Here is a 14,293-nt window from a genome sequence, read left to right on the forward strand (position 1 = left end):
AATTAAAACAAAATGGTATAATTTAACCTGGTTCCTATGGCTACAATAAATTGTTTTTTGCCATCAACATCTCTAATTACGGGTTTGGCTGATCCATCGGCCAACTGGATGTAATAAGATTTATCGTCAACCAGGTATAAACCTTTACCTGCTTCTTCGATATTTGAAGCAGTTGCCAATAAGAAATACAGGTCTTTTGACGGTTTATCAACCAAAATTTCGCGGCTTAAACCCTGTCCGTTTTCCAATACTTTAACCGCATCGGTAACATGAGTTCCGTTAATGATGTATTTAAATTCCGGGCGTTCCTGATTATCTACAACATAACCTTTGGTTCTGAAACCTGTACCTGTAGTATCGGTAATCCAGGCCGCCTGATCGTTTGCTAATTTCGCAATGGCCAAAACCGGTTTTTTGGTAAAACGAGTAATACTGCCTAACGGACGTGAGGTTCCATTACCGCGACCATCCCACATTGGGGTAGCATCAACGAAATTACCGTGCCAGCCCTGTAATAAGGTTCCGTTATCCAAATCGTAACTGAAAGCCGTTTTTTCTGGTCCGCCTACTGAAATGGCATGTACCGAACGTACTCCTGGAACCACATCAACAAAACTTCTGATCATGTTATTGCTTGCCGCTTCGATATAAATCGGATCGGCACCTCCCCTTTGTTCTGATCTTGGAATATCAGATAACTCGGTGATTGAGATATTTTTAAAAGCAACTGAACCGTGATCGCCCTGTAAACGTAACGGGCCTTTTGCTTTTTCAGCACCTGCCGCACCTCTGGTTGCGCCAAAAAGTTCAACATTTTCGTGGATCAATACACCGTTTAATTCAACGCTGATGATTTTTGCATTTTGTGTTTTTGTTCCGGAAGCATCAAATTTTGGTGCCTGGAAAATAATTTTAATGTGCTGCCATAAACCAGGTGCTTTACTTGCATTCTGACGTGGTGCAATACCTCCAAAACCTTTTTCGGCTTCGGGTTTGCTATCATCCCAACGCTGGTAAATACCGCCGTTGTTTGATGAGGTAGCATTTTTTAAACCCCAGGCATCATCAATCTGGATTTCGTAATTCCCCTGAAGGTAAATACCAGAATTGGTTCCTTTAGCAGTTAAATAATCCAGTTCTACAGCTACATCGCCATATTCGTTAACCGTATACAAATCAGAACCAGCTTTTTTTGCGGTAGATTGGTTTACTAATATACCTTCGCCTTTGGTTGTTTTTAAAACATTTTCGGCATTAAGATCGGCAACCACATTTTGGGCAAGCGACCATGAATTTGAAGGGTTTTTGAAGGCAGAAAGATCTTTAAGATCGATACGCTGACCGAATGCCAGCAGGGTTCCGCAGAGCCAGATGATGGCTGTAAACCCCGTCTTCGAGACGTTGATGTTCATATATTTGGTTTGTTAGTTTAATCCTTGTTCAGGGATTAAGGTTTCCTTAAGTATTAGGCTGTATCATAATTACTATTCGATTTTTCCTTCGATGCGCTCAGGATGACAAATTTATATTTATGATACAGCCTTGATTGTTTTTTATTTTTCTGTTGATAATGAAAAAGGGAAATCAGCAGGATTTGTACCTCTTGTTTTGTTTGGCGTTGCGGTCATGTTAAAGTCTAATACGGCGCCTTTTTGCAAACCACTGTGACTGATCCAGTTTTTAGAATAAGGTTTACCATTCATCTGCAAGGTTTGTACGTAACGATTGTTATCGCTATTGCTTGGTGCATTGATGACAACAGTTTTACCGTTTTCTAAAGTAATGGTTACCTTTTTAAACAAAGGTGCACCTAAAACATACTGATCAACTGCTGGTGTTACCGGGTAAAAACCCATTGCAGAGAAAACATACCAGGCAGAAGTTTGCCCGTTATCTTCATCACCGCAATAACCATCAGGTGTAGCTTTGTACATTCTGTTCATGGTTTCGCGTACCCAATATTGCGTTTTGTAAGGGGCACCGCCATAATTGTACAGGTAAATCATGTGCTGGATAGGCTGGTTACCATGTGCATACTGGCCCATATTTGCAATCTGCATTTCACGTATTTCGTGAATTACACCACCATAAGCACTTTCGTCGAATACCGGAGGCATAGAGAAAACCGAATCTAATTTGGTTACAAATTTATCATGTCCGCCCATTAATTTGGCTAAACCATCAACATCCTGGAAAACCGACCAGGTATAGTGCCAGCTATTACCTTCGGTAAATGCACCACCCCATTTAAACGGACTGAACGGGCTTTGGAAAGTTCCGTCCTGGTTTTTACCACGCATTAAGCCAGAAGCCGGATCGAAAAGGTTTTTGTAATTCATGGCTCTTTTCTTATAGATGTCGATCTCCGATGCCGGTTTACCTAAAGCCCTACCCAATTGATAGATGGTAAAGTCATCATACGAATACTCTAAAGTTTTAGCCGCATTTTCGTTCTTTTTCACATCGAAAGGCACATAACCCAATTCGTTGTAATATTTAACGCCATCACGACCAACAGCTTCCATCGGACCTTCGTTGTTGGCACCATGTTTTACCGCCTGCCATAAAGTTTCGATATCGTAACCGCGCATGCCTTTGATGTATGCATCAGAAACTACCGAAGCAGAGTTGTTACCCACCATAATGTTGGCATAACCAGGGCTGCTCCACTCTGGCAACCAACCACCTTCTTTGTAATCGTTGATTAAGCCCTGTTGCATTTCTTTGTTGATAGAAGGATAAACCAGGTTTAAGAAAGGATATAAAGCCCTGAAAGTATCCCAAAAACCGGTACCGGCAAACATATAACCCGGTAAAACCTGACCATTATATGGGCTCCAGTGTACAATCTGATTTTGTGCATCAACTTCGTACAATTTGTTCGGGAAGAACAGGGTACGGTACATGGCCGAATAAAAAGTACGGGCCTGATCGATGGTACCACCTTCAACCGAAATTTTGCTTAACGTTTTGTTCCAGATTGCTCTGCCTTTTGCTTTTGTAGCATCGAAACCATCGTTAGCCAGTTCTCTTTTTAAGTTAAGATCGGCCTGTTCGAAACTGATAAAAGATGAAGCTACTTTTGCAATTACCTGCTCGCCTTTTTGCGTAGCAAAACCGATAACAGCACCAGCGTGATCTACAGTCAGTTCTAAATCTTTATCATTTAATTTTTTGTCATCCCATGTTTTGGCCAGTTTGAAATCTTTATTGAAATAGATTACAAAATAGTTTTTGAAATTTTTAGGCAACGGACCACGTGCATATTTTGTGGTATAACCGATGATTTTTCTTTCAGCCGGAATGATTTTAATATACGATCCCCTGTTCTGGGCATCTACAACTACGTAAGAACTATCGGTTTTAGGGAAAGTAAACCTGAATTGAGCAGCTCTTTCTGTAGGGGTAATTTCGGTGGTTACATCAGCATCTGCCAAATAAACACTGTAATAATATGGTTTAGACACCTCTGCTTTGTGGCTGAACCAACTCGCACGGTCGTCATCAGTAAATTTTAATTTCCCGGTTACGGGCATAATAGAGAAAGCGCCGTAATCGTTCATCCATGGTGATGGCTGGTGGGTTTGTTTAAAACCGCGGATTTTATCGGCTTCGTAAGTGTAAGCCCATCCGTCGCCACTTTTACCCGTTTGTGGTGTCCACATGTTCATACCCCAAGGCAATCCGATTGCCGGGTAGGTATTTCCGTTTGACAATGCCGGCTTGGAAGCTGTTCCCATTAAAGGGTTTATCCAGTCAACCGGGTCTGTAACCTTGCCTATTGTTTGTGCGAAGCTGGTTGTTGCCGCAAAACCCAATAAAGCGATAAATAGTCGTTTCATTTGTTGTGTTTGTGTTTTATATGCGTATAATTATTTTCTAAACTTGCGAATTTTTAACGTAATCTGCCCAAAGTCCATCTAAATCTTTACCAGTTAATTTGGTCCAGATTTCTTTAGTATAGGTATGGTCTCTTAAAGAAGCATCAACGGCTTTAATGGTACCTGGTTTTACATCTTTTTCTATCCAGGCAAAAAATGCGGCAGTAATACGGTAACTGTTTTTATAGCTATGATCAGGTTTTAATGCAGGCAGCGACCATTTGGCACCAGCATTATCAACGCCGAATTTATAACGTGCATAATCGGCAATACCTTCGGTTAACCAGCCCGGACCAACACTACGGCCATAATCCTGCACAATGTGCATTACCTCATGGGTAACTACATCAATATCTTCGGGGTGTTTGATCATCCACATCGAACTAAAAGTTACTTTACCGTCAGCGGTGGCAGCTACGCCTTTATAAGCTGTATCTACAAAAAACTTTACTTCTTTAATGGTAGAGGGATTATATTCTTTCGCCAGTTTAGGATAAACTTCGAAAAAGGTTTTGATCAGGCGCTTTTTAAGTTGCGGATCAAGTTCTTTGAAGTTGCTTTCGAAAGACAAGGTATAACCGCCTTTTTTAGTGATTTCCTGCGCTTTCAACTGCACTGATAAGGCCGAAATAAGCATCACAAAAACCGATAGAATTGATATTTTTTTCATTTATAATGGGATATTAGTGTTTTTGGTTAGCGTTTAATTCTGCAAATTAAATATTTTATGTAAAACGTTTTAGTAAATGATCAAAAATTTTACTTTAGTGATGGTTATTTTTACAAAATGGGCTTAAAAAGCTATCGTCATTTCGAGCGGAGTGCAACGAAGTCGAGAAATCTATCTCCAGATAGATCTCTCCGCTACACTGCATTTCGGTCGAGATGACGACTACCCGTTAAGAGAAGTCAAGTTTTTACGTGCATATTGCCAATCAAACTTGACTTCTCTATTATTTTTTGCTGCTATAGGTAAGGGTTACTTTTTGTGGTTCATTTCCATAATCTGCCCAAAGCTGATCGAGGGTCTTCCCGGTTAAGGTTTCCCACGATTGTGCGGTATACTGATGTGCCCTTAACTGCTGATCTAATGTGGCAATTAATCCAGGTTTTACATTCTGTTCTAACCAGGCAAAAAAGCGGGCAGTAATGCGGTAACTGTTGGTATAACTCTGTTTTTCGTTATAAGCCGGCAAACTCCATTTCGAGCCTACATTATCTACCCCATATTTATAACGTACGTAATCGGCAATGCCTTCAGTTAACCAAACCGGACCAGCACTATAGCCATAACCCTGAACAATGTGCATGGTTTCGTGTGTAACCACATCAATATCAGTTGGGTGTGCTTTCATATAACCTGCGCTGAACAGAATTCTGTTACCACTGGCTTCTGCCACGGCTTTGTAGGCAGTATCTACCACGAATAGTACATCGTGGGTAGATTTATCATTAAACGTTTTTACCAAAGTTGGATAGATTTCGAAATAGGTAGAAATTAAGTTTTTTCTAACGTTTGGATCTAAATTCGGGTCTTTGCTGATGAAAGTTAAACTGTATCCTTTATGTTTTTCTTTACTATATGAAACCCAGTTTTTAGAAAGCGCGGTGAACAATTCCTTTTGGATTTTCTTTTGAGATTTGTTTTTAACCCATTCGCTGTTCACTTTAATTTCGCCGGCTTTGGCTTTAATTGTTGGAGTTTCATCAGTTACAAAATCCAAAACCACATTTCTTTTCGTCCGGTAACCATCTGCCTGCGCAAAGCCTGGATAAACCTGAAAAAAAGCAGCTTTTAGTTTGGCATCTACAATGACATTAGTTGCACTGTCTTTATCGTTGTTGATGGTAATTTTATATTCTCTTTCTCTGTTTTGAGCAAAAGCAGTTCCTGTTAAGAATGATACCAACGCCAGGATTAAAAATTTCTTTTTCATGTGTTATTTGTGTGTTTTGATAAAAAAGGAAAGATCCAGCCTATTATGCTGAATCTTTCGCTGTAATAAATTTAGTAGCTAATATTAGGGAAATCGGTTTTAGCTTTTGCAAGCATTGGTGCCCAATCTGCACCTTTTTCGTCTTTCGGTCCGAAAGCGCTTAATGCCAGCGAAGTCAGATCTGCTTTGGCTGCGCCGCTCCAAAAGTGGATAAATTCGCCAAAGTTCATTTTGCGGGTATATTGCTGATAACTTTTGCCCTGTACAGTAATGGCTTGTTTAGGAAATTGTTGTGATAACAGGGTGAAAAAACCGTTTAGCACTTTTGTTTTACCATAGTTTTCGTAAATCGGCAAAAACCAGTTTTTAAACCATTGTGTACCTGCTCTCGGATAACTATCGGTTGTGGTCATCATCTTAGCAGACCAGCGTTGTGCATCGGCAGGTCTGTTTAAGCCCAGATATACATCGTACTGATAGATTTCCATCCATTTACTATCGTGCCAGATATCGAAAGCGGGAGATTCTTTTACCCCTTTTGAGGCACCTTCTACGATATGGCCAATTTCGTGCGTTGATAAATCAATATCGTTATCTAGCCCGGTTACCCAGGCATCAAGGTCGTTAGAACCGCAATCGGTAACATTCCGGTAATCATGCCCTGCATCAAGATAAGTACCCGGATGACCACCACCGTATTTACCGGCATGATAAATCACAAATAAACGGCTATCGTCGCCAAATTTTCCATAGGCTTTTTTGGTGTAGTTCCAGGCTTCTGCCATGTAGATTTTTGGCCAGGTAATGGTTGATTTAACGTCGCCATCATAATAAACCACAACACTGGTATCGTAATAAACGCGGTTTAACAATTGAATGTGTTCAAACCAGTGTTCTTTCCAGGTTTTGGGTGGTGCATCTGGCGGATCTACAGTTTCTACAAGCGGAGGGGCCGGTTTTACGGTTTCAACAGGTGCTTTTTTACTATTGCAAGCAAGTAGTACAAACACTGCAATGGCTGATAATGGGAGAATGTTTTTCATAGCATTTATATTTAATGGGTTTAAAAAAAGCACCGTGGTGAAACACCCGGTGCTTTTTTTATTTTACCAGCCTGTATTTTGTACAATTAAAGGAACTTTTTGAACTTCGCCATTAGGTATGGGCCATAAATAATGTTTCTTTTGGAAAACCCTGTTTTCGATAACCACCGGTGTGAAAAATCCAGGTGCATTTTGAGAAATATTTAAACCCCTGATCTGCGTATCTGTAGTTTCGGCAATTTTCCATTCCCTGGTGTAGAAATAACGGTCTAACTCAAAAGCAAGTTCTACACGTCTTTCTTTACGAATAGCTTCTCTCATATCTGTCGGCACGGCGATTCCACCGCTCCCGTAAATAGGAATACCAGCTCTGGTACGAATTTTATTAAGATAAATTAAAATGTCCGGATCTGAAGGATTTGATTCCTGCAAAGCTTCAATATAGTCTAAGTAAATCTCAGCCAATCTGATTACACTGAATGTTGGTCTGCCTGTATTTCTACCAGAAACTCCCATGTGTTTTCTCGGCGTGTACCCTGTTTTAGTATAATCGGTATTTGAGATATTTGATTTACCCGCATTACCATTAAATTCAAAGCTAGTAATAATAGTTGATTGTGGATTGATCCATCTACGACCTGAATAAGTAATATTTGTGTAAAAACGGGGCTCACGGTTTACGAACATATTGCTGATTACTCTAGCTGCACCCTGATCATTCTGATCTGGTGCCTGATAAGCTGAAGTTCCGGAAGCGCTATAACTAGGATCATCCTGAATAGACAAGCCGTTAACCGTAAAAAATGCATCAACCATTTGTTGCGAAGCAGACAAGAACGAACCTCCCTTATCTGTGTCTGGAGCACCAAGGTGATTAGGCGTCACTGAGTATTGATAATTGGTAGCATCTCCAGTTCTAGCGAAAATTATTTCAGAATTCCAGGTTGCCAGCATTACATCTCTGGTGGCTATAAAAGCTCTGTTAAATGCTGTATTTGGCACACCAGCAGGTGTTGAACTTACGGTATATAATGTATAACTGGCGTAGTTAGAGTTATTTAAGAACGCCTTGGCTGCTGTTGCCAGCCTGGTCCATTTTGCAACACTATAAGTTTGGTTAATCAGTTGTTTACCATCTTTATTTTTAAGACTTGCATAATCCGTATTCCCATTAAATAATGGACGAGCTGCTGTTAATAAAGCTTTGATTTTATAAGCTTCGGCAACTGAACCATTAATATGCCCATAGTCTTCTGCCGATTGTGGTGTTGCAGGCAAACCTTTAATTGAAGCGTCTAACTCGCTTACAATGTAATCGATACACTCATCCATAGAGTTACGTGGTTTACTGATTGCTTCGAGTGGCGCATCCGAAGCTATCGGATCGTTCCCTAGCAGAACCACTGGTCCGTACTGTCTAACCAGATAGTAATAATATATTGCTCGTAAGGCTCTTGCCTCATTATAATAACGGTTAACAAAGTCAATACCGCCAATATTACAATCTGTACATTTAGTTACATTAGCCATAAATGCACTTGCAGACTGTATTCCACGGTAAAAATTTTGCCAGTGGTAGTTTACCTCATTTCTTGTAGCATCCCAGGCACCTGAGTTTACCACCTCACTAAAGTTAGGCAAAGTATAATCGGCTTCGTCTGATGCAGCTGTCCATGGACCGATATTACCAGCCTGACTTGGAAAACGATCTTCAGTTTGACTTGGAATTGTGGCATAAATATTTGACAAAGCCCTATCAACGGTATTCTTTTTTTCATACACCTGATCAAATGTAAGTCTATCATCAGGTACCTGATTTAGAAATTTCTTACAGCCATAATTGCCAACAATCAGCAATGCCGCAACTGAGTATATAAATATTTTTTTCATCCTTTTAATTTTAAAAATTAGCGGTAAGACCTAAAGAGTAATTAGAGGTTAAAGGGTATCTGGTACCATTAGTGGTTTGTAGCTCAGGATCCCAAAGTTTAAATTTGCTAATGGTAAATACATTATAACCAGTTGCATAAATCCTTAAGCGTTTAACACCGATTGATTTAATCCCTTCTTTAAGCGTGTAACCTAAATCTGCATTTTTTAACCTTAAGAAACTGATATCACGTTTCCACCAGGTGCTTGGTTGGTAGTTATTGTTATTGGTACCGCCGTAAGATAAACGTGGGTAAACCGCATTCTGATTTGGATTGCTCGGGGTCCAGCGATCGGCAGCTACTGCCAACATGTTGCCCAAACCGCCAGAATTAGCAAATGAAGGGATATTCAATAAAATATCAGCATTATCCTGCCCCTGAAAGAATAAACCAAAATCAAAATTTTTATAGGTTAAAGAGAAACCAAAACCGTAAGTTGTACTTGGAACATCACCTCTACCAATTACTGTCTGGTCAAATGAATCTATTTTACCATCGCCATTTAAATCTTTATATTTAATATCACCTGGTATTAGTGGTCCAAATTGTGTTGGACTAGCATTAATTTCGGCTTGGGTTTCAAATAATTTTTCGGCTACATAACCAAAACGAGATAAAATATTTAAACCTCTTTGCTCTAACCATGGATATGCCTTAGGTGCTTGGTCGTTCTCAATTACCTTATCTTTGTTATATGTAAAATTAGCCCTGAAATTAATCGAGAAATCTTTGCCTAACTGTGCATCATATTGTAAGGTACCATCAATACCCTTATTTTCTACAATACCTAGGTTACCAATCGGCGTATTGGCCAAACCAATGTAATTAGGAACAGTTCCTCTGGTTATAAACTGGTTATCTCTTTTTTCTTTATAGAAATCTACAATTAATGAAAGATTATTATTTAGGGTTTTCATTTCAAAACCTAAATCCTGTTTACGGGTTTCGGCCCAGGTTACATCTACACCATAAGCCGTTACACCCAAACCACCTGTAGTTGTAGAGTTTCCTGGTGTAACATTTCCACTTTGACCCCAGGTATAACCGGTTGAATTTCCAACTTTTGTTAAATAATAGAAACGGTCACCCTCATTTTGTGCATATCCGCCACCACTGCCACCACTACCCACAATACCATCCGAATAACGGAATTTAACCATCTGAATAGCATTTTTAAGGGGTTCAAAGAATTTCTCGTTCGATAATAACCATCCCACACCAAGTGCCGGGAAGAAACCATATCGTTTATCGGGTGCAAAATTTTCTGATCCATTATAACCTACGTTAAACTCAAAGAAATATTTATTGTCGTAAGCATAAGTAGCTCTACTGGCAATACCCTGCAACCTATATGGAAGAGAAAGTGTTAGGTTACCTGCAAACGGATTTGAATTATCGTTTTGGTTATATAATAATAAGCCACTTAAAGCATGTTTGCCAAAAGTACGGTTATAGTTAACGGCTGCTTCAAAATACATCTTCTTATCGCCGCTATTGGCAATACCGTAATTTAAGAAATCCTGACCCTGTAAGACTAGACCATATTTGTATCCTGATGTAGGATCACCAGCTTTGTTATACGGATCGATAGGATTTATACGGTAAAGTGATTCTCTTTTTTCTCTTGTTAAGGTGTTCGAATTGTTAATATCAAAAGAAAACATCGAAGTAACAGAAAGACCAGGCGTAATTGCTTTTAAATCTTGTGTTAACCTAAGGTTAGAATACAATTGATTACTATATCCCTCCTTATATCCATTTCTGGTAATATCGCCATAAGGGTTACGCTGATCTGCTTGAGGACTAATGCCTGGCAAGCTGCCATTTGGATACAGAATCGGAAACGACGTTGGATTAATCTGGAAAGCCTGAGAAAAAATATCTTGGGCATTATATTGACTTGGATAAGTAGTTTGCCCTAAAATACCTTTAATACCCAAATCCATTTTAGTTGTTCCTGTAATATCCCAGTTTAAATTGGCACTTACATTATATCTGCTGAAGTTTTGCTTTACTGCAGAATTAGCTGCCTCTTCGGTTTTAAACAAACCATCTTCACCATAATAGCCTAATGAAACGTAATATTTGGCATTGCTTACTCCTCCTGAAAGGTTAGCCGTGGCAGACCTATTTCTACCAAAATCGTTATAAATGGCATCAAACCAGTTCACATTTGGATAAAGGATCGGATCGGTACCAGCAGCTGTTTTCTGTATCGCATCTATGGTATAAGCCGGGTTAAATGCGCCAGCAGCTCCACCTCTTAAATAATCAGAATATTTAGCTTCATTGGCTAAATTCATATAATCAACACCATCAATTAACTGTGGCCTTTTAGTGAAACGGCTTACTCCTTCGTAATACTCCACATTGATTTTAGGTGTTCCGATTTTACCCTGTTTAGTATTGATCAGGATTACCCCGTTTGCTCCGCGGATACCATATACCGCTGTTGCGGCAGCATCTTTAAGTACAGTAAAGTTTTCTACATCATATACACTGATATCGTTAAGGTTACGATTAGGAACACCATCAATGATTACCAATGGTCCACGATCATTAGCGGTTAGTGAAGATATACCGCGTATAAAAATATCAGAACCTGTAGCACCGGGCTCCCCATTTCTAGTTACATTAACCACGCCGGGAATCCGACCTGCCAAAAGCTGGCTCATGCTCGAAACCGGCTGTTTTAATTCTTCAGCTTTTACTGATGATTGCGCACCAACCAAGCTTTCCTTTTTCTGCGTACCAAAACCAACAATAGCAACCTCCTGTAAGTTAGCACCGGTTGTTTCCTTTAAGCGGATATCCAGTACCTTTTGAGTACCCACTGTGATTTCTTTTGTATCATAACCAACATAAGTTATAACTAATACTGTATTTTGATCGGGAACTGTAATAGTAAATGCGCCATTTGTATCTGCAGCTGCACTGGTAGAACTTCCTTTTACTTTAACACCTGCACCGGGTAACGGCAGACCTGCCTCATCTTTAATTATACCACGAATTACAATGTCAGCTATGGCTTGGTTAACCACAACCGAACTGCTTAAATTAATGGCCGAAGCATGTGCTGTTGCATAAAAACCACTGCTTAAGGCCACTGTAAAAGCAAGTGCCTTAAAAGCACAATCTTTAAGCCTGAGCCTGCCCCCAGTTAAATTAGTATTTTTTTTCTTCATAAAATTTTTGTTGTTAACAGCAATGCTGTTATTTGGTCTATTGATCAGTTGAAAATTTTATTTTCTGCCGTTAAATGGCAGTATAAATCTTGATATGTTATTTACAAAAACAGTTAAACACTACTGCTGCTCTTCCGGCACCTCAATTACTCTCCATTCAGCCAATTGAAATAAAGCACCACCGTTATTCGCTGTAATGCTCAATCTGTAGTATTTATACAGTTCCTTGTTTTTGAAGCTGTATGTTTTGGTTAGTTTGCGACTCGAAAATGTTTCACCAGTTCTGGTATCAAGATCTACCCAGTTATTACCATCTGTAGAACCGCTCAGTTTCAAGTTTTTAGGATCCCTGTCGGGAGCATCATCACCTGATGTTAAAGTATAGGATGCCACCTGCTGGGGCGAAGGGAATGTTAGCTGCATGTACAGGCTTGATTGGTAAGGATTGATCAAAAACTTTGAATTGATGTCGTTATCCACCACTTTTAAAGATCCTTCTCCCCCTGATGCACCGGCACCGTTTTCGATGTTAACAGAAAGTACAGCCTTAGCGGTCACATCTACTTTTGCTTTCCAGGTAAAAAGATCCACTGCCGGATACTCTTCTTTACCACATCCAAGAAGTAAAGTTAGAGCAAAGCAGAGCCCGACAGCTTTCTTGGTCATTTTTAAAAGATTCATAATTGATTAATTTATAGTTTGTTAGTTATTAAAATGTGCAATAGTTAATCGCAGATCAATAAGTGATCAGGAACTTTAATGTTTAAGTGCGTTAAGCTTTTTTACGTACTGCCAAAAACACCCTATAATGATAAACCATATTGAGCCATAGGCTTGCATTTGTACTGGTTTAGCTGAATAAAAAACATCATGTAGCCTGCGGCAATGCCACTTCTGGTTAATGTTTTTTTAAATGAAATGAGTATTTAGTTTGTTTTGGTTTCCCGTTTAAAGCGGAATGGGGATAATTATCAGGTAAATTTTAGTTCATTTAGTTTCTCCTCGTATTTCTGTATGAATGATTAGTTAGTTATTAGTTAGACTAAAACGTTTTAGTTTTTTTCGATAAAAAAATGCCTGATATGGCCGGCAATTTTTTGACTGTATATCTGCTGCTTAAAAATTATAAACAGCTGGCTACTAAAACGTTTTATTAAGCAATAATAAGTATATTCTTAATAAAACAAGAATTATATATCTTTTTTTTAATAAGAAAATATGAAAAATGTGTCAATTGATTAGATATAGGAGAAAAACAAATGAAAATATCCTACAAAAATTATGCTTTTCTTAAGAAAAAAGAAAAAATGAGGATTAACAGTAGAATTGCTTTATTAATATTACAATTCTACCGTTATTTTTAAGAAAACTGAAAGAATTTAATGCCCTCTGGCAAAATACCTTATGTTAAACTTAAATCGCAGCAACTCGCCGCACCTATTAAGGCTGCATGTTCCTTAAGTTCTGAGATTTTGATATCAGTTTCTATACCATTACCCTTTAAAGTTGCAATCAGCTCAGGCGAAAATGCACTAAAAGATTGTGCAATATTACCACCAACAATTACGGTATCGATTTTATGTTTTTTTATAATGGGAATTAAAAACTGGGCAAGGTTATAACCAAATTCCATAAACACCCTGGTGGCAAAATGGTTGGTATCTACAATTTCTACAAGCTCCTTTACCCCATCCACAACTTCTCCGCTAAGTTGGTTAAAACGTTTTACGAACCAGCGCGTAGAAAGGTAATCTTCCGCAATTCCATCTAAAAATTCAGAGTTCCAAAGGTCTGCATCAAAGGCTTTATAGTTTAAGCAAAGTGATGAGCCAAGGCCTGTGCCTAAAGTAAGTCCTAATACGTTAGCGTTTCCTTTTGCGGCACCGGCAAAAACCTCACCCTGTAAAAAGCCAGCGGCATCGTTGATGAAGTGGATATTTTCTGTAGGAATATCCAAACGTTTGGCCAGTTCTTCTTTCACGTTAACCTGGTAAAGTGATTTAAACTTATCCTGATCTTTGATCAGTGAAATTCCCTGATCGTAATTAAACGGACCGGGCATGGCAATCCCTACATTCCTTGCACCGTTTTTAATGTTCTGAAAAGCCTTGCTTATAATATCGCACCATGCCGATAAAATCACTTCTTTATTCTCCTGTGAGTTCACAGGGCTACGTTTAATGGAATTTTCGACCAAAGTTCTTGTTTCTAAATCCACCAATGCGGCCGTAATATGCGAGCCGCCAATATCTACACCTAATGCAACAGGCTTTTCCATTCTATATCTATATTTCTGTTATCTATTTTCTTATTTAA

At 39.0% G+C, this 14,293-nt stretch carries 9 protein-coding genes; all 9 read right to left on the bottom strand.

The features are described from left to right. Positions 1–2: 2 nt before the first annotated feature. Entirely contained in the window at positions 3–1,412 is a 1,410-nt protein-coding gene (locus tag DRW42_RS14115) for a 3-keto-disaccharide hydrolase (protein ID WP_113949472.1), read from the bottom strand. Positions 1,413–1,553: 141 nt separating this feature from the next. Then, on the bottom strand, positions 1,554–3,842 hold the full coding sequence (locus DRW42_RS14120) for a GH92 family glycosyl hydrolase (protein WP_113949473.1): 2,289 nt from the start codon (positions 3,840–3,842) through the stop codon (positions 1,554–1,556). Between the two features lie 37 nt (positions 3,843–3,879). Continuing rightward, on the bottom strand, positions 3,880–4,551 hold the full coding sequence (locus DRW42_RS14125) for a basic secretory protein-like protein (RefSeq protein ID WP_113949474.1): 672 nt from the start codon (positions 4,549–4,551) through the stop codon (positions 3,880–3,882). Between the two features lie 283 nt (positions 4,552–4,834). Beyond that, the gene (locus tag DRW42_RS14130; protein WP_113949475.1) at positions 4,835–5,818 is read right to left on the bottom strand and encodes a basic secretory protein-like protein; all 984 of its coding nucleotides are present in this window, start codon (positions 5,816–5,818) and stop codon (positions 4,835–4,837) included. A 71-nt stretch (positions 5,819–5,889) separates the two neighbouring features. Then, complete coding sequence (locus DRW42_RS14135; RefSeq protein WP_113949476.1) at positions 5,890–6,861, bottom strand: hypothetical protein; 972 nt, start codon at positions 6,859–6,861, stop codon at positions 5,890–5,892. Positions 6,862–6,924: 63 nt separating this feature from the next. After that, the gene (locus DRW42_RS14140) at positions 6,925–8,751 is read right to left on the bottom strand and encodes a RagB/SusD family nutrient uptake outer membrane protein (RefSeq protein ID WP_113949477.1); all 1,827 of its coding nucleotides are present in this window, start codon (positions 8,749–8,751) and stop codon (positions 6,925–6,927) included. A 10-nt stretch (positions 8,752–8,761) separates the two neighbouring features. Beyond that, a complete protein-coding gene (locus DRW42_RS14145) occupies positions 8,762–11,977 on the bottom strand; it encodes a SusC/RagA family TonB-linked outer membrane protein (protein ID WP_113949478.1) in 3,216 nt (1,071 codons plus the stop codon). 120 nt (positions 11,978–12,097) lie between these two features. After that, positions 12,098–12,643 carry a discoidin domain-containing protein gene (locus tag DRW42_RS14150; RefSeq protein WP_244215280.1) on the bottom strand — a complete coding sequence of 182 codons (546 nt, stop codon included), beginning with the start codon at positions 12,641–12,643 and terminating at the stop codon, positions 12,098–12,100. A gap of 736 nt (positions 12,644–13,379) precedes the next feature. Continuing rightward, on the bottom strand, positions 13,380–14,255 hold the full coding sequence (locus DRW42_RS14155) for an ROK family protein (protein ID WP_113949480.1): 876 nt from the start codon (positions 14,253–14,255) through the stop codon (positions 13,380–13,382). Positions 14,256–14,293: the final 38 nt, after the last annotated feature.

Origin of the sequence: Pedobacter miscanthi (assembly GCF_003315595.1) — a bacterium.
GTDB lineage: Bacteria > Bacteroidota > Bacteroidia > Sphingobacteriales > Sphingobacteriaceae > Pedobacter > Pedobacter miscanthi.

Bases quoted from the DNA above. Each gene is read 5' to 3' on its own strand.
- DRW42_RS14115 (WP_113949472.1), bottom strand. From the start codon at position 1,412: ATGAACATCAACGTCTCGAAGACGGGGTTTACAGCCATCATCTGGCTC.
- DRW42_RS14120 (WP_113949473.1), bottom strand. From the start codon at position 3,842: ATGAAACGACTATTTATCGCTTTATTGGGTTTTGCGGCAACAACCAGC.
- DRW42_RS14125 (WP_113949474.1), bottom strand. From the start codon at position 4,551: ATGAAAAAAATATCAATTCTATCGGTTTTTGTGATGCTTATTTCGGCC.
- DRW42_RS14130 (WP_113949475.1), bottom strand. From the start codon at position 5,818: ATGAAAAAGAAATTTTTAATCCTGGCGTTGGTATCATTCTTAACAGGA.
- DRW42_RS14135 (WP_113949476.1), bottom strand. From the start codon at position 6,861: ATGAAAAACATTCTCCCATTATCAGCCATTGCAGTGTTTGTACTACTT.
- DRW42_RS14140 (WP_113949477.1), bottom strand. From the start codon at position 8,751: ATGAAAAAAATATTTATATACTCAGTTGCGGCATTGCTGATTGTTGGC.
- DRW42_RS14145 (WP_113949478.1), bottom strand. From the start codon at position 11,977: ATGAAGAAAAAAAATACTAATTTAACTGGGGGCAGGCTCAGGCTTAAA.
- DRW42_RS14150 (WP_244215280.1), bottom strand. From the start codon at position 12,643: ATGACCAAGAAAGCTGTCGGGCTCTGCTTTGCTCTAACTTTACTTCTT.
- DRW42_RS14155 (WP_113949480.1), bottom strand. From the start codon at position 14,255: ATGGAAAAGCCTGTTGCATTAGGTGTAGATATTGGCGGCTCGCATATT.